At 71.6% G+C, this 20,988-nt stretch carries 22 protein-coding genes; 12 read left to right on the top strand and 10 right to left on the bottom strand.

Annotated features, from left to right (window positions below):
- Positions 1-5: 5 nt before the first annotated feature.
- Positions 6-605: a gamma carbonic anhydrase family protein gene (locus OG870_RS11805; protein ID WP_266585461.1), complete on the bottom strand. Its 600-nt coding sequence runs from the start codon at positions 603-605 to the stop codon at positions 6-8.
- A 69-nt stretch (positions 606-674) separates the two neighbouring features.
- Positions 675-1,082 carry a RidA family protein gene (locus tag OG870_RS11800; RefSeq protein WP_266512391.1) on the bottom strand — a complete coding sequence of 136 codons (408 nt, stop codon included), beginning with the start codon at positions 1,080-1,082 and terminating at the stop codon, positions 675-677.
- 161 nt (positions 1,083-1,243) lie between these two features.
- Here OG870_RS11800 and OG870_RS11795 point away from each other — a divergent pair, with 161 nt between their 5' ends.
- Positions 1,244-2,038, top strand: coding sequence for a nucleotidyltransferase domain-containing protein (locus OG870_RS11795; protein ID WP_266512388.1), 795 nt, complete (start codon positions 1,244-1,246; stop codon positions 2,036-2,038).
- Between the two features lie 276 nt (positions 2,039-2,314).
- Positions 2,315-4,243, top strand: coding sequence for an FUSC family protein (locus tag OG870_RS11790; protein ID WP_266512385.1), 1,929 nt, complete (start codon positions 2,315-2,317; stop codon positions 4,241-4,243).
- Positions 4,244-4,248: 5 nt separating this feature from the next.
- Here the strand turns inward: OG870_RS11790 and OG870_RS11785 are convergent, their stop codons facing one another.
- Together OG870_RS11785 and OG870_RS11780 are read right to left on the bottom strand one after the other, a co-directional pair.
- On the bottom strand, positions 4,249-4,878 hold the full coding sequence (locus tag OG870_RS11785; RefSeq protein ID WP_266512383.1) for a response regulator: 630 nt from the start codon (positions 4,876-4,878) through the stop codon (positions 4,249-4,251).
- On the bottom strand, positions 4,875-6,116 hold the full coding sequence (locus OG870_RS11780) for a sensor histidine kinase (protein WP_266585463.1): 1,242 nt from the start codon (positions 6,114-6,116) through the stop codon (positions 4,875-4,877). The genes OG870_RS11785 and OG870_RS11780 overlap by 4 nt, the downstream gene beginning before the upstream one ends.
- A gap of 165 nt (positions 6,117-6,281) precedes the next feature.
- Between OG870_RS11780 and OG870_RS11775 the strand changes: the two genes are divergently transcribed.
- Both OG870_RS11775 and OG870_RS11770 read left to right on the top strand, forming a co-directional pair.
- Positions 6,282-7,073, top strand: coding sequence for a class I SAM-dependent methyltransferase (locus tag OG870_RS11775; protein ID WP_266512377.1), 792 nt, complete (start codon positions 6,282-6,284; stop codon positions 7,071-7,073).
- A 125-nt stretch (positions 7,074-7,198) separates the two neighbouring features.
- Positions 7,199-7,387, top strand: a complete 189-nt coding sequence (locus tag OG870_RS11770) for a hypothetical protein (RefSeq protein ID WP_266585464.1) — start codon at positions 7,199-7,201, stop codon at positions 7,385-7,387.
- Positions 7,388-7,399: 12 nt separating this feature from the next.
- On the opposite strand, the gene OG870_RS11765 is transcribed toward OG870_RS11770, so the two are convergent.
- Entirely contained in the window at positions 7,400-8,353 is a 954-nt protein-coding gene (locus OG870_RS11765) for an endonuclease/exonuclease/phosphatase family protein (protein WP_266923677.1), read from the bottom strand.
- Positions 8,354-8,490: 137 nt separating this feature from the next.
- On the opposite strand from OG870_RS11765, the gene OG870_RS11760 reads away from it, so the two are divergent.
- From OG870_RS11760 to OG870_RS11740, 5 genes are all read left to right on the top strand, one after another.
- The gene (locus OG870_RS11760) at positions 8,491-9,843 is read left to right on the top strand and encodes an amidohydrolase (RefSeq protein ID WP_266512370.1); all 1,353 of its coding nucleotides are present in this window, start codon (positions 8,491-8,493) and stop codon (positions 9,841-9,843) included.
- A 116-nt stretch (positions 9,844-9,959) separates the two neighbouring features.
- The gene (locus OG870_RS11755; protein ID WP_266585468.1) at positions 9,960-10,172 is read left to right on the top strand and encodes a hypothetical protein; all 213 of its coding nucleotides are present in this window, start codon (positions 9,960-9,962) and stop codon (positions 10,170-10,172) included.
- Positions 10,173-10,228: 56 nt separating this feature from the next.
- Complete coding sequence (locus OG870_RS11750) at positions 10,229-11,404, top strand: cytochrome P450 family protein (protein ID WP_266585470.1); 1,176 nt, start codon at positions 10,229-10,231, stop codon at positions 11,402-11,404.
- Between the two features lie 111 nt (positions 11,405-11,515).
- Positions 11,516-12,205, top strand: coding sequence for a DUF899 domain-containing protein (locus tag OG870_RS11745; protein ID WP_266585472.1), 690 nt, complete (start codon positions 11,516-11,518; stop codon positions 12,203-12,205).
- Between the two features lie 151 nt (positions 12,206-12,356).
- Positions 12,357-12,542 carry a hypothetical protein gene (locus OG870_RS11740; protein ID WP_266512360.1) on the top strand — a complete coding sequence of 62 codons (186 nt, stop codon included), beginning with the start codon at positions 12,357-12,359 and terminating at the stop codon, positions 12,540-12,542.
- A gap of 29 nt (positions 12,543-12,571) precedes the next feature.
- Here OG870_RS11740 and OG870_RS11735 read toward each other — a convergent pair whose 3' ends face one another.
- The 3 genes from OG870_RS11735 to OG870_RS11725 all read right to left on the bottom strand — a co-directional run bounded on the left by OG870_RS11735 (position 12,572) and on the right by OG870_RS11725 (position 15,813).
- Positions 12,572-14,434 carry an ABC transporter ATP-binding protein gene (locus OG870_RS11735; protein WP_266520160.1) on the bottom strand — a complete coding sequence of 621 codons (1,863 nt, stop codon included), beginning with the start codon at positions 14,432-14,434 and terminating at the stop codon, positions 12,572-12,574.
- Positions 14,435-14,749: 315 nt separating this feature from the next.
- A complete protein-coding gene (locus OG870_RS11730; RefSeq protein ID WP_266512358.1) occupies positions 14,750-15,190 on the bottom strand; it encodes a hypothetical protein in 441 nt (146 codons plus the stop codon).
- Positions 15,181-15,813: an ATP-binding protein gene (locus OG870_RS11725; RefSeq protein WP_266512355.1), complete on the bottom strand. Its 633-nt coding sequence runs from the start codon at positions 15,811-15,813 to the stop codon at positions 15,181-15,183. Before OG870_RS11725 ends, OG870_RS11730 begins: the two co-directional genes overlap by 10 nt.
- Positions 15,814-16,031: 218 nt before the next feature.
- Between OG870_RS11725 and OG870_RS11720 the strand changes: the two genes are divergently transcribed.
- Positions 16,032-16,892 carry a helix-turn-helix domain-containing protein gene (locus OG870_RS11720; RefSeq protein WP_266512353.1) on the top strand — a complete coding sequence of 287 codons (861 nt, stop codon included), beginning with the start codon at positions 16,032-16,034 and terminating at the stop codon, positions 16,890-16,892.
- Positions 16,893-17,147: a DUF397 domain-containing protein gene (locus OG870_RS11715; RefSeq protein ID WP_266512350.1), complete on the top strand. Its 255-nt coding sequence runs from the start codon at positions 16,893-16,895 to the stop codon at positions 17,145-17,147.
- Positions 17,148-17,293: 146 nt separating this feature from the next.
- Here OG870_RS11715 and pdxR read toward each other — a convergent pair whose 3' ends face one another.
- Positions 17,294-18,781: a MocR-like pyridoxine biosynthesis transcription factor PdxR gene (pdxR, locus tag OG870_RS11710; protein WP_266585474.1), complete on the bottom strand. Its 1,488-nt coding sequence runs from the start codon at positions 18,779-18,781 to the stop codon at positions 17,294-17,296.
- 89 nt (positions 18,782-18,870) lie between these two features.
- Between pdxR and OG870_RS11705 the strand changes: the two genes are divergently transcribed.
- Entirely contained in the window at positions 18,871-19,389 is a 519-nt protein-coding gene (locus OG870_RS11705) for a carboxymuconolactone decarboxylase family protein (RefSeq protein ID WP_405626742.1), read from the top strand.
- Positions 19,390-19,469: 80 nt separating this feature from the next.
- Here OG870_RS11705 and OG870_RS11700 read toward each other — a convergent pair whose 3' ends face one another.
- A complete protein-coding gene (locus tag OG870_RS11700; RefSeq protein ID WP_266512342.1) occupies positions 19,470-20,957 on the bottom strand; it encodes a glutamate synthase subunit beta in 1,488 nt (495 codons plus the stop codon).
- Positions 20,958-20,988: the final 31 nt, after the last annotated feature.

Below are 20,988 nucleotides of genomic sequence, written 5' to 3'. Positions count from 1 at the left end.
CGTGATCAACGGTCGAGGGGGCGGTCGTGTTGATGGGCGCCGTAGAAGTCGACCTGGCGCGCCATGATGTCCCGCATGGAGGTGCCGCGGGCGACCCCGTAGACCGTGCCCGGGAAGTCCAACTCACGCTGCACAGCCCATAGTTCGTCATGTTGCTCGGGTGAGAAGAGTTGCGCCGACGGTGCTCCGGCCGCGATCCAACCGATGGGTACGACCGTGCCGGGCGCCAGTACGGAGTTGGCCTGCAGCACGCTGTTGATCCGCAGCTCGGATCCGGCGCCGGCGACGGCACCCGGGAAGACGGCGGCCCCGGTGGCGACGAAGACCTCGTCCTCGATGGCCGCCCCGTTGACATGGGCGTGCGGTCCGACGAGTACGGCGTCACCGATGACGGCGGGGTGCCCGGCGCGCCCTCGCACCAGCGCGTTCTCCATGACGACGACGTCCGAGCCGACCCGGACCTCGCCGTCCTCGGCGGTGAGTACGGCGCCGTGCAGCACGCGGACGCGCTCGCCGAGGGTGACGGCACCGCAGAGAACGGCCGTCGGCGCCACGTAGGCGGACTCGGGGACCACGGGACGGCGCCCGCGATGCTCGATCAACATGTGCAGCCTCCTATTGAGAAATGGGGGGACCTACGGAGACCTGCGGGCCTCCACGGAGGCCTACGGTCGTCATGAGCCTTCGGGAACAACAGCGGTAGCCGTAATCTCCACCAGCTGTCCGCTGTACCCGAGACACGCCACGCCCATCAGCGTCGAAGAGTGCGGTCCGACGCTGAGCCCGGACGCCTCGACGACGTCCCAGACGGCGGAGAGTACGGCGGTCTCACCGCTCACCACGTACACATCGGTCGCGACGACATGCGCCAAGTCGCTGCCGACGGCGCGCAGTTGCTCCCTGAGATTCACCAGCACCTGCTCGGCCTGCCGCACGGGATCTCCCTCGCCGACCAGCTTCCCCTCGGCGTCGAGGGGGACGGAACCGGCAAGGAACGCGAGCTTGGTCCCGGCCTCGACGACGGAGGCGTGGGAGTAGGTGGGCGGCGGGAAGAGGGCGGAAGAGGTGACACGGCGGATCACGGGGCGGCTCCTGGAACAGACGCGGGACAACTGAACGATGGTCCGGGCTGCCGACCGGGGCCGCATCCGAATTTCACGGGATGTGTGCGTGGTACCGAAGTTGGCCCGGCTTCGTTGATAACGCATGGCACCGGCGGGCGCGTGAAGGGCAGGCTGGCCCCATGGCTGAGATGAACAGAGACGACCAGCGTTTCCTCGACACCGTCGCCGACCGCCTCGCCACCCTCCCCACCGTCCAGGCTGTCGCCCTCGGTGGTTCCCGCGCTCAGGGCACTCACCGGCCCGACAGCGACTGGGACATGGCCGTTTACTATCGCGGACCCTTCGACCCCGCCGACCTCCGTGCCCTCGGCTGGGAGGGCGAGGTCTCCGAGGTCGGAGGCTGGGGCGGCGGTGTGTTCAATGGCGGTGCCTGGCTGACGATCGACGGGCGACGCGTCGACGTCCATTACCGCGATCTCGACGTCGTGGAGCGTGAGTTGGTGGAGGCGGAGGAAGGGCGGTTTCGGGTGGAGCCGTTGATGTTTCACCTCGTCGGCATTCCGAGCTACCTGGTTGTCGCGGAGCTGGCCATCAACCAGGTGCTCCGGGGCGAGGCTCCCCGACCGGCCGCGTATCCGGAGAAGCTGCGCCTCTCCGCTGCCGCGCGCTGGCGTGGCACCGCCCACGCCACCCTCGCCTACACGAAGGCCAACCATGCCCCAGCGGGCCACCTCACGGAGGTCGCGGGCGCCGTCGCCGCGGCCGCCGTGCAGAACGGGCACGCCGTGCTGGCGGCGCGAGGGGAGTGGGTGACGAACGAGAAGCGGTTGCTGGAGCGGGCCGGGCTGCGGGAAATCGATGCGGTCCTCGGTCAACTGGCCGCGAATCCCGAGGCGTTGGCTCAAGTCATCACCGGCGCGGAGGCGCTCTTCGCGTCCGCTTTCACGGTGGCGGGCGACATGACGCTGACCTGAGCCCTCAAGCGTGCCGGCGGGTGAACAGGGGCGGCATCACAGGGCCCGGGGGCAGGCTACGCCCCCGGGTCCGCCTTCGTTTCCGCAGGCGCGCAGCCGCCGTACCGGGATTCTGTTCATAAAGAACGCGGCTTTCCCTTCGATCGTCACATCCTGGAAATACGAGCGTCCCCATTCCTCCAAGGTCGCGATCTACCGTGGACACCACACCAGTCCACAGCCCGGCCACCGTCGCCCGAAGGCTCACCCCGCCATCGTCGAGACGACAGGAGCCCCGTGTCCCGCCCCGCCGTACCGTTCGCCCTACCGCCCTGGCTCGCCCACGCGCTCCGTGCCCAGCGCGGCCCGGTTCCCTGGAGCGCGGTCGTACGCGGAACCCTCGCCGCCGGCCCCCTCCTCCTCGCCGCCGTCCTTCTCGACCGCACCTCCCTCGGCGTCGTAGCCGCCATCGCCGCCATGCTCGCCGGGATCAACGACCGGCCCGGCAGCCGTCGGGTGTCCGTCAGGCGGCTCGGGCTGCCCGCGCTCGCCGGGGCCGGCGGGCTCCTCGTCGGGACCTACGCCGGGGACCATGTCGGAGCGGTCGCGCTCACCCTTCTCCTCACCGGCATCGGGCTGCTCGCCGGCGGTGTCAGTGCCATCGGGCCCGTCGCCTCCGCCGCGGGTACGCAGGTGCTCGTCGCCTCCGCCGTGGGCGCCGGGATGCCGGTCCCGGAGGCCGGGTGGCTGAGGGCGGTTGCCTTCCTCGCCGGGGCAGGGTGGCTGCTCGCGCTGCGCCTCGCCCTTCCGACCCCGGGCGCCATCGCCGGCGACTTCCGGTTCGACGGCGAGCGGGACGCCGTAGCCGCCGTGTACGACGCCGTCGCCGACCTCCTCGATGCCGCCGGGACCGACGACGCCACCGCCCGTCGCGTCGCGCTCACCGCCGCCCTCGACCATGCGCAGGACGCCCTCGCCGGGCCCCGGCTGCGGCGTTACGCCTCCTCCTCCGCCGAGCGGCGGCTGCACGCGCAGTACGCCGCCGCGCTGCCGCTCGGCGAGGCCGCGACGGCCCTCGCGTGGGCCGGGGAGACCGTCACCGGGCGGGCGTCCGAAGCGCCCCGGCGACTCGCCGCCGCCGTACGGGAGAACACGCACACCGGGCCGCTGCCGGCCCCCAACCGTTCGGGTCCCGCCCTGCGCGCCCTCGATGACGCCCTGCTGCGCGCCGCGGAGGCCTTCGACCAGGGCAACGGCGGTGACCTGCACACCCGGCGGCGGTCGGCCCGGGACCTGCTCCGGCTCACCTTCGGCGCCGGGGGGCGGGAGTACGGCCTGCGCGTCGCCCTGTGCTTCGGGGCCAGTGCCGCCGTCGCGCAGGCCCTGCATCACAGCCGTTGGTACGGGCAGCACGCGCACTGGTACTGGCTGCCCGCCACCGCCGTCTTCCTCGTCAAGCCCGACCTCGGGCCGCTCGCGTCCAGAGTGCTCAACCGCGCGGCAGGGACGGTTCTGGGGGCCTTGCTCTTCGCCGGCTTCGCCGCCGTACTGCCCCGGCCGGAGGGGCTCATCGCGCTCGTGGCCGTCAGCGGCGCCCTCATCCCCGTCGCCACACGGCACTTCGCCGCCCAGACCGCGGTCGTCACCGTCCTCGTCCTCGCCCTGGTGATGGTCGGCGGGGAGCCGCAGGCCTCCGCCAGCAGGATCGGCGAGACGCTGCTGGCCTGCGCGATCGTGCTCCTCGTCGGGCATCTGCCGATGCCGGGGCAGCGGGGCGGGGGGGTGCGGGCACGCGTCTCGGCGGCGAGCCGCGCGGCGTACGCCTACCTCGCGCACGTCCTGCGTGAGTCCCACGACCCGGACCCGGCAACCGGCCCCGTCACCATCGGATCGGGCCACGCTTCCCTCGAACCCGCCGCCGACTCCCGCGCCACCCGCTGGACCCTCCGCCGCGAGGCCTACCGCACGCTCGCCGAGGCCCACGCCGCCATCGTCCTCGCCGCCGCCGAACTCCCCGCGCTCGCCCGGCACTCGAAGGGCGCGGACGAGGTCGTCGCCACCCTCGAACGGCTCGTGGACACCACCACCGCCTGCGCCGTGCACCTCGACGACTCGGGTCGCCTCTCGGACAGCGATCGGGAGCAACTCACGAAGATCCTGGGCGAGTTGGAGACGGAGCGCGAGCGGACAAGGCTACGACTTCCCGAGTTGCCCCTGGCCGTGTAGCGGCATCACCTCAGCAACCGCCGCTCCTTCGCCACCGCCACCGCGCCCGACCGCGTCTCCACTCCCAACTTGCCGTAGATCCGGCCGAGATGGGTCTTCACCGTGGCCTCGCTGATGAACAGCGCTCGGGCGATCTCCCGGTTGCCGAGGCCCTGGGCCAGCCGGCCGAGGATCTCGTGTTCGCGTTCGGAGAGGGTCGGGCGGGGGCTGCGCAGCTGGGCCAGGAGGCGGTCGGCGACGGGTGCCGACAGGGCCGTACGGCCGGACGCGGCGCTGTGGATCGCCGCGAACAGCTCGTCCGGGCGTTCCGCTTTCAGCAGGTATCCCGTGGCGCCCGCCTCGATGGCACGGGTGATGTCGGCGTCCGTGTCGAACATGGTCAACACCAGGACGTGCGTGTCTCCTTGAGTGGTCAGCCGCCTGGTCGCCGTCACGCCGTCCATGCCCTCACCGAGCTGGAGGTCCATCAGTACGACATCGGGGTGCAGGCGCGCGGCCATGGCGAGCGCCTCCTCACCGCTGCCCGCCTCACCGACCACCTCGATGCCGTCGGCGCTCGACAGCAGCGCGCGCAGTCCGGCCCGTACCACCGCGTGGTCGTCGCACAGCAGGAGACGGACGGGCGCCGTACTCATGTGGCCACCTCCTTCAGGGTCTGAGCCTTCTGAGGAGCCGAGGGCTTGTTCGGGGTCAGCGGGATCGCGGCCGACACGACCGTGCCCTCGCCCGGCGTCGACTCCACGGTGAGCGTGCCGCCCGACTGGTGGGCCCGGATGCGCATGGCCGGCAGCCCGTGGCCGCGTGTCCTGTCCGGTTCCGTCGGCAGTGCGGCCGTGTCGAACCCCCGTCCGTTGTCCGCGACGTCCAGCGAGATCTCGTCGCCCAGGCAGGTCAGGGTGAGCGCGGCCCGGGTCGCGGCGGAGTGTTCGCGTACGTTGGCCAGGGCGCCCTGGGCGATCCGCAGAAGGGCCGACTCGATACGTTCGGGGAGTGGGCCGACGTCGCCGTCGAGCCGGAAGCCGACGGTGAGACCCGGCCCGCTCTCCCGGTCGGCCAGTGAACTCAGCGCCGTCGGCAGGGCGTTCTCCGCGAGGTCGGCCGGTGCCAGGTCGTGGACGAAACGGCGGGCCTCGGCGAGGCTGCGGGAGGTGATGTCGGCCGCCCTGCCGATGTGCGCGCGGGCCGCGTCCGGGTCCGTCTCCCACACGCGCTCGGCGGCCTGGAGCAGCATCCGCTGACTGGACAGGCCCTGCGCGAGAGTGTCGTGGATCTCGCAGGACAGGCGCTGGCGTTCCGCCAGGACGCCCGCCCGCCGTTCGGTGGCCGCGAGATCGCGGCGGGTGCGGAGCAGGTCGTCGACGATCGCACGCTGCCGGGAAGCCTGGCGCTGCAGATGGACGAAGACGGCGGTGGCGACCGCGGCCACGGCGGGCGGGGCCACCACCATGTTGGGGTTCAACGCGCCCTGCGCCACCCGCACTTCGGACACCACGACCAACGCCGTGAGTACGGCGGCCAGCGGCACCGCGATCCGCGGCGGCAGGGCGTACAGACCGGCGAACAGCAGCGGCATCGCGCACCAGGTGGCGCTCGGCGCGAGGGCCAGCAGGGTCACCCAGACCGCGGACACCGAGCCCAGCCAGGCCAGGTGCCGGACGGTGGGCGGGGTTCCGGCGCGCGGGGGCGGGGCCAGGAAGTGGCCTAGGACGTAGAGCAGGAGGAACGCCGCGAACAGCGCCACCACCCATCCCGTACGTACGCCGCCCTGGTCGCGGGTCAGGAAGCGCGCGAACGAGGAGCACAGCAGCAGGAAGAACGCGGCATGGACGACCGCGGTCAGCCGGCGCTCGTCCGGTTCGGTGGAGTTCTCCATGCTCCGTGTCTAACGCGGCCGACCCGGGACCGCATCAACCGATCGGCTGACATCGCGATCACCCGAACCGTCCGGCGAACAGCGCCCGTCGGCCGAGCAGGAGCCCGTGCTCCCGCACCGAGGCTTGCAGCAGTACCCACCGCCACCTCGGAAAGGCCGGGAAACATGCCCGCCAGGAACCTCACCGCCAACCGAGCCGCCCTCGGCCACCGCATCACCTACGCCCTGCGCCACCCCGACCGCGTGCCCCGCCATCTCGCCCGTGCCGCCCGGGACTTGTGGCTCAGCCACCGTCACCCGGACCACATCTCCTACTACCGCGCCGTGATGCGCTCCGACACCCGCGCCGACCCGGACGCGGCCGTCGGCAGCCGCGACCGGGAGCGCTGGCTGGCGCTGGGGGCCATGCAGTTCGACTACCTCGTCGGCCACGGCCTGCGGCCCGAGCACCGCATGCTGGAGATCGGCTGCGGCAACCTGCGCGGCGGCTGGCGGTTCATCCGCCATCTGGAGCCCGGGCACTACTACGGCATCGACATCTCACCCGACATCCTCGGCGCCGCGCAGGACACGCTCGTGGAGATGGGCCTGGAGAAGCGACTGCCCACCCTCACGCCCGTACGCGACCTGACGTTGCGTTTCCTGCCCGACGCCCACTTCGACGTCGTACACGCGCACAGCGTGTTCTCGCACTCGCCGCTGCCCGTCATCGAGGAGTGCCTGGCCAACGTCGGGCGGGTGCTCGCGCCGGGTGGCTGGTTCGACTTCACCTTCGACCGTACGGAGGGGGAGGAGCACCAGGTGCTGCGGGAGGACTTCTACTACCGGACCGAGACCCTGGTCGCGCTGGCCGGGAGGTACGGACTGCGGGCCCGGTTCATGGAGGACTGGGAGGAGCTTCCGCACGGGCAGTCCAAGATCCGGGTCACCCATCGGCCGGACGGTGAGGCGCACTGAGTCCCGGAGCCCGTGAGCCGCGCGGGCGATCTCCAGGCCGCGATTCCGGGGCGCGCCGACCGGCGTACCGCAGGCTGCCCCTGGCGCCACACCGGTGGCCCGCGCCCCAGCCCGAGGAGAGGCCCATGCCCCGACTCCCGCACCTGGCCGGTATCGCCGTGATCGCCGTCGCCCTGGGCGTGCTCGCGTCGGCTCCCGCGTCCGGCGACGAACCGGTCGTGTCCAAGCCGCGCGTCGTCGCCCACTTCGACTTCGCCGCCGAGCCGGACCCGAACCTGCTCCTGGCCCGCCTGAACCATGAACAGGGCCGCTGACCAGCCATGGTTCTACTGCCCCACCCGCACCCACACCGGCGCATGGTCCGACCCCGGCTCGCCCTGTCGCTCCGCCGGATCCGGACCCACCGACGGCAGCCGCAGCGTTCCTTCACCGGGCAGCCCCGTTCCCGCCGCCGTCACCCGCCGGACCAGGCGGTGGCTCAACAGGATGTGGTCGATCAGCTCGCGTCGCCCGGAGTTGACGCGGGAGTAGCGCTGCTCGGCGGGGATCAGCGGGGCCACGTCCCACAGCCGCTCGGCGTCGCCCTTGTCCGGCTTGTCGTAGCCCGGTGTGCCGATCTCGGAGCCGGGCTGGCCGAGCAGGATCTGGGTGGTCGCGGCCTGCACCTCGTCGTTGAGGTCGCCCAGCACGGCGACGTCCCGTGCGCGTCCGTCCCCGGCCAGCAGGTCGTCGGCCAGCGCGCGCAGGGTCGTCGCCTCGGCGGCCCGACGGTAGAGGGCGTAGGCGCCGAAGCGGGCCCGTTCACCCTCGTCGTGGGGGAAGAAACGGCCTCCCGGGTACGACAGCAGCTTCGACTTGAGGTGGGCCACGGCGACCCGCAGCGGCCCGGCGTCCGTAGCGACCTCCACGGCGAGGAAGCCGCGCCCCGCCGCCGACACCTGCGCGCCGGAGTCGTCCTCCTGCACGGGGCGCAGCGTCGCCGGGAGCGCGTTCGTGTCGGCCAGCACCTGAACCGCCGTGCGGCTGAGGAAGCCGACCCGGATGCCCCGGCCGTCCGGGTGCCCGGACAGCGCGACATGCCAGTCGCCGTCCAGCATGCCGACCAGGTCCTTCAGTGCCTCGGGCTCGCCGACCTCCTGCACGCCGAGCAGCGTCGGGTCGAGCTCCGTGATGACGGCGGCGAGGGCGGCGAGCTTCGTCTCGTAGGCGGCCTTGTCCTTGGGCCCGAAGGGGCCGCCGGGCCGGTACAGGTTCTCCAGATTCCAGGTGCCGAGGAGCATGCCGGGCCCCTTCCAGAAGCCGTGCGGCGAGCTGTGGTGAGGACAGGGTCCCCGAGACCGGCCATTTCCGCGACCGGGGGCGACAGGATGCGCGGTTCGGCTCACGCCGGCCGACGACGGCGTCGTACGTTGGCGGGATGACGGACTCTCCCGCCGATCTCGTCATCACCGGATGCACTGTCCTCGTGCACGACGAGCAGGAACGGATCGGGTTCGAGGAGGACGCCGCCGTCGTCGTACGCAACGGAGTCGTCGAGTCGGTGACGACCGCCTCAGCGGTGGAGCACCTCGCTGCGGCCGAGCACATCGACGGGCGCGGACAGGTCGCGATGCCCGGCCTGGTCAACTGTCACACGCACGCACCGATGGTCGCGCTGCGCGGGATCGCGGAGGACCTGCCCATGGAGGAGTGGTTCAACGACGTCGTGTGGCCCGTCGAGTCCAACCTCACGGAGAAGGACGTGGAGCTGGGGGCCCGGCTCGCCTGCGCCGAGATGATCCGCGGCGGCGTCACCTGCTTCGCCGACCACTACTTCGCCATGGACGCGGTCGCCGCCGTGGTCGAGGAGAGCGGCATGCGTGCTCATCTCGGGCAGGCGTACTTCTCCTCCCAGGGCCCTCAAGGCCGGGAGGAATCACTGGAGTTCGCGCTACGGCACCGGGGCGGCGCGGGCGGCCGCATCACCACCGCCCTCGCCCCGCACGCGCCGTACACCGTCGACGACGCCGACCTCACCGCCACCGCCCGACTCGCCCGCGAACACGGCCTCCCCGTCCACATCCACGCCTCCGAGAACCGCGACCAGACCGAGGCCTGCCTCGACCGCCACGGCGTCACCCCGATCGGGATCCTCCAGCGCACCGGCATCCTCGACACCGACGTCCTGATCGCCCACGGCACCGGCATCGTCGATCGCGACCTGCCCGTCCTCGAAGGCGCCGCCGGCCGCGTGGCCGTCGCCACCGCGCCCCGCGGCTACCTCAAGTTCGCCTGGCCCACCACCACACCGATCCGGGCCCTGTACGACATCGGCGTGCCCGTCGGACTCGCCACGGACGGCGCCGCCTCCAACAACTCCCTCGACGTGTGGGAGTCGATGGCGCTGACCGCGCTCATCCAGAAGTCCACCACCGGCGACCCGCGCCGACTGACCTCCCGTCAGGCCCTGCACCACGCGACGCTGCAGAGCGCCCGCGCGGTCGGCCTCGGCGACACTCTCGGCGCGCTCGCCCCCGGCCGGCGGGCGGACATCATCCTCGTCGACCTCACCGGCCCGCACACCCAGCCCGTCCACGACCTCGCCGCCACCCTCGTGCACAGCGCCCGGTCCTCCGACGTACGGACGACCATCGTCGACGGGCGGGTGCTGATGCGCGACCGCGAGCTGCTCGTCCTCGATGTCCCTGCGGTGGTACGGGAGTTGGGGGAGCGGATGCCGGCGCTTCTCGACCGGAGCCATGGCCGACGCGTCCAGGAATACAAGACCTGAAAACCGGTCGCAGAGCAGTACTTTGGCGCCAACCACCAGTGACCGGGGAGTCACACGAAGTGGTTTCACGCTACACATGAAGGCCGGGACGCAGACGCCTGACGGGGGGCCGGCCGGTGGAGCTGACGATCGATGTCGCGGTGCTGCTCGCAGTGATCATCGTCCTGCGGCTGGGGCGCCGCACGGAGGCCCGAAGCAGGAACGACGAGAAGCTGACCGTGGCCATCGTGCTGGTGTTCGGCATTTTGATCGCCCCGACCGCCTTCGGCCAGGGAGTCCTTGACGTAGTCGGCCAACTCGCCCAGGGCATAACGCAGTCGGGCAGGTGATCTCGCAGCGGCCCCGGCGCCCCCAGGCTGGGCCCCGGCGCCCCTAGGCTGAACCCATGGATCCCGCCGACGGCCTCCTCGACCACCCCTACGACGTCTACCGGCGGCTGCGCGACACCGCGCCCGTGCACCGCATCGCCGGACCGGACGGCACGCCCGCCTGGCTCGTCACCCGCTACGACGACGTACGCGCGGCCCTCGCCGACCCGCGGCTCTCGCTCGACAAACGGCATGCCACCGCGGGCACCTACAAGGGCTTCTCCCTGCCGCCCGCGCTCGACGCCAACCTCCTCAACATGGACCCGCCCGACCACGCCCGCATCCGCCGCCTGGTCGGCCGCGCCTTCACCACGCGCCGCATGGAGCAGCTCCGCAGGCCGATCCGCCGCACCGCCGACCGACTCCTCGACGCGCTCGGCCCGCACGGCACCACCGACCTGATCGCCGCCTATGCCGCGCCCCTGCCGATCACCGTCATCTGCGACCTGCTCGGCATCCCGGACCAGCACCGCCTGGACTTCCGCGTCTGGACCGACACCCTCGTCGCCCCGGACCCGGCTGCGCGGCCCGATGCCGCCAGGGAAGCGGTCGTCGCCATGCTCGGCTACTTCACCAGGCTTCTCGCGGACAAGCGCAGCGCGCCCGCCGACGACCTGCTGTCCGACCTGATCTCCGTGCGCGAGGAGGGCGACCGGCTCAGCGAGGACGAACTGATGTCCCTCGCCTTCCTCATCCTCTTCGCCGGTTACGAGAACACGGTGCAGCTCATCGGCAACGCCGTGCTCGCTCTGCTGCAACACCCCGAGCAGCTGGCCGCCCTGCGCAAGGACATGACGCAACTGCCGGCCGCCGTACAGGAGTTCCTCCGCTATGAAGGCCCCGCGCTGCTCGCCATCCGGCGCTTCCCCGTCGAGGACGTGACCATCGGAGGTGTCACCGTCCCCGCCGGCGAGACGGTCTGGGTGTCCCCGTCCGCCGCCGACCGCGACCCGGACCGCTTCCCCGACCCCGACCGACTCGATCTGACCCGCGACGCCTCCGGTCACCTCGCCCTCGGCCACGGCATCCACCACTGCCTGGGCGCACCCCTGGCCCGCGCCGAGACCGAGATCGCCGTGGCCGCTCTGCTGGAGCGCTTCCCCGAACTCGGCCTCGCGGACGACGAGCTGCGGTGGCGCCGCTCCCTGCGCGCTCGAGGCCTGGTCGAACTCCCGGTGACGTACTCGACCTGAACCCGTCGAGAAGAACCTGCCGGAACTGCTCGAAAAAATCTGCCGGGCGGCGATGAGTTCCGCCCCTCCCGTCGGTCACCACCCGGAACGGACCGTTGTACAGGAGGGGCCATGTCGCTTCCGGAGATCGTTTCGCGCGAGCAGTGGCGTGCCGCACGCGAGGAACTGCTCGCCAAGGAGAAGGCCGCCACACGCGCGCGCGACGCGCTCAACGCCGAGCGGCGCAGGCTGCCGATGGTCGAGGTGGACGAGGAGTACGTCTTCGAGGGCGGCGACGGGAAGGCCACCCTGCCCGACCTGTTCGAGGGACGGCTCCAACTCGTCGTCTACCACTTCATGTTCGCGCCCGAGTGGGACACCGGCTGCCGCAGCTGTTCGGGGTTCCTGGATCAGATCGGGCATTTGGCGCATCTGGGGGCGCGGGGGACGACGTTCGCGACCGTCTCCCGGGCGCCGTACACGAAGATCCTGCCGTTCAAGGCGCGGATGGGGTGGACGGTGCCCTGGTACTCGTCGTACGGCAGCGACTTCAACCGCGACTTCGACGTGACCCTGCAGCGCGAGGGGGAGTCGGTCGAGCGGCCCGGCGTCAGCTGCTTCCTGCGGGACGGCGGGCGGGTCTTCCACACCTACTCGACGTACGAGCGAGGCCTCGACGGGCTCGGCTCGACCACCGGCTTCCTCGACCTGACCGCGCTGGGCCGGCAGGAGGAGTGGGAGGAGCCCAAGGGGCGCGCCTCTGCTCTCGGGGCGCCGGCGGGGAGCGAGCGCGTCCGGTATCACGACGAGTACGAGAGCTGACACGTTCGGTAGCGCATGTGACCGCATGGTGACCGGAACTTCACACTCCGCAGTGAACGAGTGTCAACTACGTCTCAGTCCCGCAACTGAGCGAGGCGTTCGGCCCCTGGAAGGCGTTAACTCCAACAACGACGCTTTCTGGAGGTGCGAGATGGTGAACGGGCGAACAGTGCTCGAACGCTTTCCCGCAGGTGGGCCGCGAGGCTCGTGGCCCGCGGAGGAGTTCGCGCATGCGCGGCGACTGGAAGGACTGCCCGCCGAGGTGGTCATGGACCTGGCGACGGACATGTTCCTGGTGATCGTCCGCCCGGGTGAGGCGGCCGACGTGACGGCCTGAGCGGGTTCAGGTGACGGTCCGAGGTGACGTCAGCCCGCCTTCGGGGCGGGCACCGGCGCCGTGAACTGCTCCGCCTGGAGCGAGTACAGCTCCGCGTAGATGCCGCCGCTCGCCAGCAGCTCGTCCGGGGTGCCGGACTCCGCGAGGCGGCCCTGGTCGAGGACGTGCACCAGGTCCGCGTGGCGCACCGACGCCAGCCGGTGGGTGATCAGGACGACGGTCTGGCCGGCCGAGGCCAGCGCACGGATCTTCTCGAAGACCTCCAGCTCGGCCCGCGCGTCCAGCGCCGCCGTCGGTTCGTCCACGACCAGGATCCGGCCGCGCCGGTAGGCGGCCCGCGCGATGCCGAGCCGCTGCCACTGACCGCCCGACAGCTCGTGGCCGCCGCTGAAGTTGCGGGCCAGCAGGGTGTCCAGGCCGCGCGGCAGATCCTCCACCACGTCCTGCGCCCCGGCCTGGGCGAGTGACGTGGCCATGCGTTCCTCGGTGAGAGGCACCGAGGAGCGTCCGACGGCGACATTGACACGGGCCGTGAACGGCCAGCGCTTGAAGTCCTGGGCCAGCATGGCGACCCGTTCGGCGAGCTGGTGCCGGTCCGCGGTCGCCGCGTCCACGCCGTCCCACAGGATCCGGCCCGCGTCCGGCGTGTACAGGCCCGCGAGCAGCTTGATCAGGGTCGTCTTGCCGGAGCCGTTCTCGCCGACCAGCGCCACGATCCGGCCGAGCGGGAGGGTGAGCGTGACGTCGTCGAGGGCGGGGCGGGCCGACTCGCCCGGATAGCTGAAGGTGACGTTCTCGAAGCGGATCTCCCGCGGGTCCTCGGGCAGCGGGTGGCCGCCGACCGGAATCGCCCGCTCGGCCGCCTCGACGTAGAGCTTCTGCAGATCGCCGACGAACAGGGCCTCCTCGTGGAGCGCGTTGATCTCCAGGACGAGGCTGTCCAGGCTCGATGAACCCGTGCGGATCGCGATCACGGCCGTGCCGGCCACCGACAGGGCCATCGCTCCGGTGAGCAGCAGCCCGCCGAGCGTCGCGTACGTCGCCACGGTCGCGAGGCCCGTCCAGGTCGCCGCGATCAGCCCGGTGCGCGCGGCCAGCCGGGCCAGCCGGGCCTGCTCCGCCTCCGCGGCCTCCGACATCGCGCGGAAGTGACGCAGCAGGAAGGGGCCGATGCCGTGCACCCGGATCTCCGGTGCGGCGGCGGGCTCGGTGAGCAGCCCGCTGATCAGATGCCCGGCACGCGCGTGCTGCACCCAGATGTGGAAGGACTCGTAGCGGCGCCGGGCGTTCGTCAGCGCGCTCCACGCGCTCGGCAGCGTCATCGTCGCGAGCAGCGGAAGCAGCGCCGGGTGCAGCACGGTCAGCACGCTCGCCGCCGCGATCAGCGAGATCATCGCGTTCACCACGCGCGTGGCGTACGAGATCATCCGCCGGGCCGAGGAGGCGCCGTACTGCGCGGTGTCCAGCAGCTTGTGGAACGCGTGGTCCTCGATCGCGGCCAGCTCCACGGCCGCCGCCCGCTCCAGATACAGCTCCGTGGCCACCCGCTCCACCTTGGGCTCAAGGCGTCCGGTGGCATACGTCGACGCCGCCCGCAGCAGCGCCCCGACCAGCATGACCGCGGCCATCGCGACCAGCGCGGGAACGGCGCCGCGCAGCCGGTCCTCGATCGGACCGCCGGTGATCAGCCGGCCCAGCACGCTGTTGACCGCGAGCAGGCTCACCGCCTGCATCGCGCCCCGGCCGACCTCGGCCATCAGCACGGTCCGCGCCGCCCGCCGGTCGGCCTGCCAGGCGAGCCGGAAACTCGACCCCAGCAGGGCCGGCAGCCGCGTCACCATGGCCCGGAAGTTCAGCTCCAGAAACGCGTCCCGGTGCTGGTTCCAGCCCATGTCGTAGCGCAACGGCCCCCCGAAGAGCAGCTGCTCCGACTCGGAGACCTCGGGTGCCTCGGAAACCTCGGGTGCCTCGACACTGCCCCTCTTCCCCCGCCCTCCCGGGCCCTGTGTCTTCCCTCGCCCTCCCGGGCCCTGTGTCTTCCCCCGTCGGCCCGAGCCCTGTGTCATCCCCACCGAAGCCTCCCCCGGTTCACCTCGACGAACGGCCACTATCGCGGGGCCGGGTCCATCGGGGGAGGGCGTATGTCGGAGAGGGATCAGCGCGCTGGCGTACGCCCTGAGAGGGCGATGTTTACGCAATCACGAGGGTCACGCGGCGGCCGGTCGTGACCATACGGGTGTCGTCCCCGTGACCCGGCACAGGACCAGATACAGCGGGATCGGCGGGGTGTAGGGGACCGTGCCGGACGGCCGGTGGATGAGGTCGGGGACCGCCGGGGCGTCCGGAACTACCGCCCCGGCGGCGTACTGCGTGGGCTCCGGCCACTCGAGCGCGTAGTCGGAGTCGGAGGGGACGAGCCACCACCAGTGCGCCTCGTCGGCGTAGACGCACCCCACGCGTGGCAGCCGAGGCAGCACCAGCGGGCCGAAGCGCGCGGGCACCTCCACCGCGTCGCAGCCCAGCGGGGTCGTCATGCCCTCGGGCAAGGGCAGCCGCTGGGGCGCACCCGGCGTGTGCAGTCCGCGCCGGAGGCGGACCAGCGTGTCCAGGCTCAGCACCTGACCCCCGGACGCAGCCCTCACCGCCATGCGCCTCCCGTCCCGTGCTGCCGGTGGTGCGCCTCGGTCTCGTCCTCGTCGCCCGAACCGCCGGCCGGGCCCGGCTTGGGGCGGGCTCCCCAGCCCAGATCGTTGCAGGGGCCGCAGTCGTGACGGGGTGTGTCCGCCTTGCGCGGCAGCTCCGCCCAGACCAGCAGCCCCGGGCCGTGTTCATGGGCGCCCCATGCGTCACAGAGCGCGTCGATGAGGAGCAATCCCCTCCCGTGCTCCTCATCGGGCCGCGCCCGCGACGGATGGGGCTCACCCGGTGCGCAACCCTCGTCACGCACGGCTATGCGGACCAGGTCGTCACCGCCGTGCAGCTCGCAGACTATGTGGCTGCTCGCCGTGTGCATGAGGGCGTTGGTGACCAGCTCGGAGATGACCAGAGTCGCGGTGTCGCAGATGTCCTCGCACACCGACCACACGTTCAGCCGGGCCCTCGTCAGGCGTCTGGCCTGCGCGGGAGAGCCCGGATGTGCGGCCAGCTCGAAACGGAACCGGCGCTCGGCAGCGGCCCTGTCGGGCCTCACTCCCGGGGCGGCACCGAGACCGAGGGGGCGGCCTGCGGCAGCGTCTGTTCCTAAGGGCGCGGACGGAATCACGCTTGCCACTATCGCCCCGCCGTGAACACTTGGCAAGTGTCACTCTGAAAAATGCAGAGTGCGTGTGACACGGTGAAGTGCCGTGGCACACTGCTCGCAACAGCACCTTGAGCGGCGCCAGTTGGGATCGACGGAGATCCGTACAGATCTTCGAATAGGTCTTCGAATGGCGCCGTAGGGCTGTCAGCATGCTTTTTCGGACTCTCGGCGGCCAGTGGAGGTGGAGCGTGAGTGAACCGCGGTCCGCGCCGACGGTCGGTCAAGTCGTCCTCGGCCGCCGTCTGCTGGAACTGCGGGAGCGCGCCGGCCTCAAGCGCGAGGAGGCGGCTGGCGTCCTGCGTGTCGCCCCCGCCACCGTCCGCCGCATGGAGATGGCCGAGGTCGGCCTCAAAATCCCGTACCTCCAGCTGCTCCTGAAGTCCTACGGCGTCTCGGACGAGGAGGCCGACGCCTTCGTACGGCTGGCGGAGGAGGCCAACAGGCCGGGCTGGTGGCAGCGGTTCCACGACATCCTGCCCGGCTGGTTCTCCATGTACGTCAGCCTGGAGGGTGCGGCCGCCCTGATCCGCTCGTACGATCCGCACTTCGTGCCCGGCCTGCTGCAGACCGAGGAGTACGCGCGAGGAGTGCTGCGGTCGGGCGCGATCGGCCAGACCAGGCCGGACGACATCGAGCGTCATGTGGCCCTGCGCATACAACGCCAGGAACTGCTCACCCGTCAGGGCGCGCCCCGGTTCTGGGCCGTGTTCGACGAGACCGCGTTGCGCCGCCCCGTCGGCGGCCCGGAGGTGATGCGTGCCCAGATCGACAAGCTGCTCGAGGCCGCGAAGCTGCCCAACGTGACCCTGCAGGTCGCGCCGTTCACCAACGGGCCGCACCCCGGCACGTACGGGCCCTTCGTGCTGTTCCGATTTGCCATGTCAGAACTGCCGGACATGGTCTACAGCGAGTACCTGACCGGCGCCGTCTATCTCGACGCGCGCGCGGAGGTGGCGACCCACCTCGAGGTCATGGACCGCATGGCGGCGCAGGCCGCGACGGCACATCGCACGAAGGAGATCCTCCGGGACCTCCGCAAGGAGCTGTGAATGGATCGCATCAAGCCGCGCGAACACGTCTACAACGGCATGCCCGCGCGGGAGTTGGGCAGCGAGGGCTGGCACAAGCCGTGGAGCGGCGGCAACGGCGGGAACTGCCTGGAGGCGATGAAGCTCGCCGACGGCCGGATCGCCGTACGCCAGTCCACCGACCCGGACGGGCCGGCGCTGATCTACACCACCGACGAGATGACGGCGTTCATCCAGGGTGCCAAGGCGGGGGAAGCCGACTTCCTGCTCTCGTGACGGCGTTGCGTGATGTTCGCTGAACCTCTGGCTTCCGGCTCCGGAACCTATGGACTTCTGGACTTCTGGACCTCTGAACTCCCTTGTGCTGCTGCTGAATTGATGGGTGCCGAGCAGCGGTGAGAACTGTCCCGTCGGCGAGTGGATCACGCGGGGTCGTCGGGGTCGTCGGGGTGGTCGGGGTCGCCCGGCGGCAGGATCCGGCACAGCGCGTCCAGTGCGGTCCCGTAGGCGTGTTCCGAGGGCGTCGCATAGCCCACCACGAGACCGTCGGGCGCGGCCGAGGCCGCGTCGGTGTCCGGGTGCCGGAACTCGGCGAGCCCGTCGAGCGCGACGCCCTGCCAGGTGGCGGCCTTGACGGTGGACGGCTCGGTGCCCGGCGGCAGTCGCAGCACCGCGTGCAGTCCGGCCGCGACTCCGGTCACCTCGATCCGCGGCGCGTGCGGGGCGAGTGCCGTGACGAGTCGGTCGCGGCGGCTCCGGTATCGCTGTCGCATGCGCCGTACATGACGGTCGTACGACCCCGAGGTGATGAGGTCGGCGAGGCTCAGCTGGTCCAGGACGCTCGCCCACGCCTCCCGCTCGCCCTTGGCCGCGAGCACGCCGTCCACGTACCGCCCGGGCAGCACCATCCACCCGAGCCGCACCGCGGGTGACAGGCTCTTGCTGACCGAGCCGATGTAGATCACCCGCTCGGGATCGAGACCCTGGACGGCGCCGACGGGCCTGCGGTCGTAACGGAACTCCCCGTCGTAGTCGTCCTCCAGGACCACTCCGCCACGCGCGCGTGCCCAGTCGACCACCGCGGAACGGCGGTCGGCGGCCAGCGGTCCGCCGGTCGGGAACTGGTGGGCGGGCGTGAGCAGCACGGCGCGCTCGCGTGCCAACCGGTCGATACGGGCGCCGTGTTCGTCGAGGGGGAGTGGCACCGTCCGTACGCCGGCGGCCGTGAGCAGTTCCCGGTGGAAGGGCAGCCCGTACGCCTCCACGGCCAGTGGTCCGCCGAGGATCCGGTTCCGGCCGGCGAAGAGCAGGCGCAGCGCGTGCGCGAAGCCCGAGCAGATCACGATCCGGTCCGGCTCGGTGCGCACACCGCGCGCGCGTGCCAGATACTCCGTGAGCGCCTCCCTGAGCTCGACCCGACCGGCGGGATCACCGGGCCCGAACACCTCGTTGGGCGCCTGCTGCAATGCTCGCCGGTAGGACGCGAGCCAGGCCGCACGCGGGAAAGCGGACGCGTCCGGGGTGCCCTGGCGCAGATCGTGCCGGGGGCCACGCGTGTGTGCGGGTGCCTTGGACCCACGCGCGCGTGCAGGTGCGTTCCGGGGCACGCGTGGAGCGTGGCGGAGAGGTTCGCTACGGGCCGCCACCCGGGTGCCCGAGCCCTGGCGGGCGGTCAGCCAGCCCTCCGCGACCAGTTCCGCGTACGCGTCGGCGACCGTGTTGCGGGCGACACCGAGGTCGGCGGCGAGCGAGCGGTACGGCGGCAGCCGGGTGCCGGGGGCGAGCCGCCCGCCGCGCACGGCCTCGCGCAGCGCCTCGATGAGCGCGGCCCGCCGCCCGCCCGCTGCGGTCAGCTCCAGATGCAGGTCGGCCCCGATCCGCTCCGCCGAATTGACCCATGATTCCGCCATGGAAATGCACCCTACAGCGGGTCTTTCCAGCTCGTAGATTGATGCACATGACGACGAACACGACGAACACCACGGTCTCGGCAGGCACGATGAACACGACGAGCACGACGAGCACGACCAGCACGACTGGCGGTCAGGTCACCGCGGCCGTGGCCGAAAAGGGCCGCCTGGACTTCGGGAAGTCCGCCCCCAAGGTGTTCCGCGCCCTCATCGGATTCGACGCCGCCGCCCGCGAGGGCCTCGACCCGGCCCTCGTGGAACTGATCCAGATCCGTGCCTCGCACCTCAACCACTGCGCGTACTGCCTGCACATGCACACGGGCGACGCCCGCAAGGCCGGTGAGAGCGAGGAACGGCTGCACATGATCTCCGTGTGGCGCGAGGCCCGCCACTTCTTCACCGAGCGGGAGCAGGCGGCTCTCGCCCTGACGGAGGCGGTCACGCTGGTGGCCGACGGCGGCGTCCCGGACGAGGTCTACGCCCAGGCCGCGGCCCAGTTCGACGAGCAGGAACTGGCTCACGTGCTCGCCCTGATCTTCACGATCAACACGTGGAACCGGGTGGCGCTGTCGACGGCCAAGGTGGCGGGGACGGACGGACGGCGCTGACCCTCGGCCGCAGCGCCCCAGCGCCCACTGGCCCGCCGCCGCGCCGGCGATCACACCGCCGTCGGCTGGACCGTCATCGGCTAGACCGTCATGGGCCGGTCGTACGGCCCTATCGGCGCGGGCAGTCGTGAACTGCCCGTCAGGTGGCGGTCGACGGCCGCCGCCACCGCCCGGCCCTCCGCGATCGCCCACACGATCAGTGACTGCCCGCGCGCGGCGTCCCCGGCCGCGAACACGCCGGGCACGTTCGTCGCGAACCCGGAGTCCCGGGTGATCGTCCCGCGAGGCTCCATCGCCAGCCCCAACTCGTCGACGAGCCCGTCCGCCCGGTCCGGTCCGGAAAAACCGAGCGCGAGCAGGACGAGGTCGGCGGGCAACGTCCGCCCGCTCTCCGCCACCGGCCGGCGCCGCGCGTCGACCTCGACGAGGTGCAGCGAAGTCACATGCCCGTTCGCGTCGCCCTCGAAGCGGAGCGTGGACGCCGCGAACAGGCGTGCGTCCGCGTCCGCCGCCGGCGCCGTCCGAAGATCGCGGGCCTCCTCGTGGGCGGCCGACAGCCGGTAGATCTTCGGGTACGTCGGCCAGGGCTCGATGTCCTCGTCGCGCTCGGCGCCGGGCTGGGTGTAGATGTCCAACTGCGTGACGGACGCGGCCCCTTCACGCACCGCGGTGCCCAGGCAGTCCGCCCCCGTGTCACCGCCGCCGACGATGACGACGTGTTTCCCGGCGGCGCACATCGGGGAACTCTCCAGGTCCCCCTCGCGTACCCGGTTGGACAGCGGCAGATACTCCATCGCCTGCTGTATCCCAGTCAACTCCCGCCCCGGCACGGGTAGTTCGCGCCATGCGGTGGCTCCTGTCGCGATCACCACGGCGTCGTAGCGCGTCCGCAACTCCGCCGCGCCGACGTCCCGCCCGACCGCCGTCGACGTACGGAACTTCGTGCCCTCGGCCCGCATCTGCTCCAGCCGCCGGTCCAGATGATGCTTCTCCATCTTGAACTCGGGGATGCCGTACCGCATCAGCCCGCCGAGCCGGTCGTCCTTCTCGTACACGGCGACCGTGTGCCCGGCCCGGGTCAGCTGCTGTGCCGCCGCGAGCCCCGTGGGCCCCGACCCGATCACCGCGACGGTCCGCCCGGACAGCCGGTCCGGTGGCCTTGGAGGCGCGAGGCCCAACTCCCAGGCTCTGTCGGCGATGGCGACCTCGACGTTCTTGATGGTGACTGCGGGCTGGTTGATGGCGAGCACGCACCCCGCCTCGCACGGCGCCGGACAGAGCCGGCCGGTGAACTCCGGGAAGTTGTTCGTGGCATGCAGCCGGTCCGCGGCCGCCCGCCAGTCGTCCCGGCTGACCAGGTCGTTCCACTCGGGGATCAGATTGCCCAGCGGGCAGGCGTCGTGGCAGAACGGGACGCCGCAGTCCATGCAGCGGTCGGCCTGTTTGGTGACGATGGGCAGCAGCGCACCGGGAACATAGACCTCGTTCCAGTCCCGGACCCGCTCCTCGACCGGACGGCGGGGCCACTCCCGGCGAGGCGTGGTCATGAAACCCTTGGGATCGGCCATGGCCGTCTTCCTTGCCTACGCGTACGACGAG

Source organism: Streptomyces sp. NBC_00461 (assembly GCF_036013935.1).
Taxonomy (GTDB): domain Bacteria; phylum Actinomycetota; class Actinomycetes; order Streptomycetales; family Streptomycetaceae; genus Streptomyces.
Note: the sequence above shows the minus strand (reverse complement) of the source record. Positions and strands in the feature narration are given on the sequence as shown.

Excerpts from the sequence above, each read along its gene's own strand:
- OG870_RS11805 (WP_266585461.1), bottom strand. The coding sequence starts at position 605 with ATGTTGATCGAGCATCGCGGGCGCCGTCCCGTGGTCCCCGAGTCCGCC.
- OG870_RS11795 (WP_266512388.1), top strand. The coding sequence starts at position 1,244 with ATGGCTGAGATGAACAGAGACGACCAGCGTTTCCTCGACACCGTCGCC.
- OG870_RS11785 (WP_266512383.1), bottom strand. The coding sequence starts at position 4,878 with ATGAGTACGGCGCCCGTCCGTCTCCTGCTGTGCGACGACCACGCGGTG.
- OG870_RS11780 (WP_266585463.1), bottom strand. The coding sequence starts at position 6,116 with ATGGAGAACTCCACCGAACCGGACGAGCGCCGGCTGACCGCGGTCGTC.
- OG870_RS11775 (WP_266512377.1), top strand. The coding sequence starts at position 6,282 with ATGCCCGCCAGGAACCTCACCGCCAACCGAGCCGCCCTCGGCCACCGC.
- OG870_RS11770 (WP_266585464.1), top strand. The coding sequence starts at position 7,199 with ATGCCCCGACTCCCGCACCTGGCCGGTATCGCCGTGATCGCCGTCGCC.
- OG870_RS11765 (WP_266923677.1), bottom strand. The coding sequence starts at position 8,353 with ATGCTCCTCGGCACCTGGAATCTGGAGAACCTGTACCGGCCCGGCGGC.
- OG870_RS11760 (WP_266512370.1), top strand. The coding sequence starts at position 8,491 with ATGACGGACTCTCCCGCCGATCTCGTCATCACCGGATGCACTGTCCTC.
- OG870_RS11750 (WP_266585470.1), top strand. The coding sequence starts at position 10,229 with ATGGATCCCGCCGACGGCCTCCTCGACCACCCCTACGACGTCTACCGG.
- OG870_RS11745 (WP_266585472.1), top strand. The coding sequence starts at position 11,516 with ATGTCGCTTCCGGAGATCGTTTCGCGCGAGCAGTGGCGTGCCGCACGC.
- OG870_RS11740 (WP_266512360.1), top strand. The coding sequence starts at position 12,357 with ATGGTGAACGGGCGAACAGTGCTCGAACGCTTTCCCGCAGGTGGGCCG.
- OG870_RS11735 (WP_266520160.1), bottom strand. The coding sequence starts at position 14,434 with ATGGGCTGGAACCAGCACCGGGACGCGTTTCTGGAGCTGAACTTCCGG.
- OG870_RS11730 (WP_266512358.1), bottom strand. The coding sequence starts at position 15,190 with ATGGCGGTGAGGGCTGCGTCCGGGGGTCAGGTGCTGAGCCTGGACACG.
- OG870_RS11715 (WP_266512350.1), top strand. The coding sequence starts at position 16,893 with ATGGATCGCATCAAGCCGCGCGAACACGTCTACAACGGCATGCCCGCG.
- pdxR (WP_266585474.1), bottom strand. The coding sequence starts at position 18,781 with ATGGCGGAATCATGGGTCAATTCGGCGGAGCGGATCGGGGCCGACCTG.
- OG870_RS11705 (WP_405626742.1), top strand. The coding sequence starts at position 18,871 with ATGAACACGACGAGCACGACGAGCACGACCAGCACGACTGGCGGTCAG.
- OG870_RS11700 (WP_266512342.1), bottom strand. The coding sequence starts at position 20,957 with ATGGCCGATCCCAAGGGTTTCATGACCACGCCTCGCCGGGAGTGGCCC.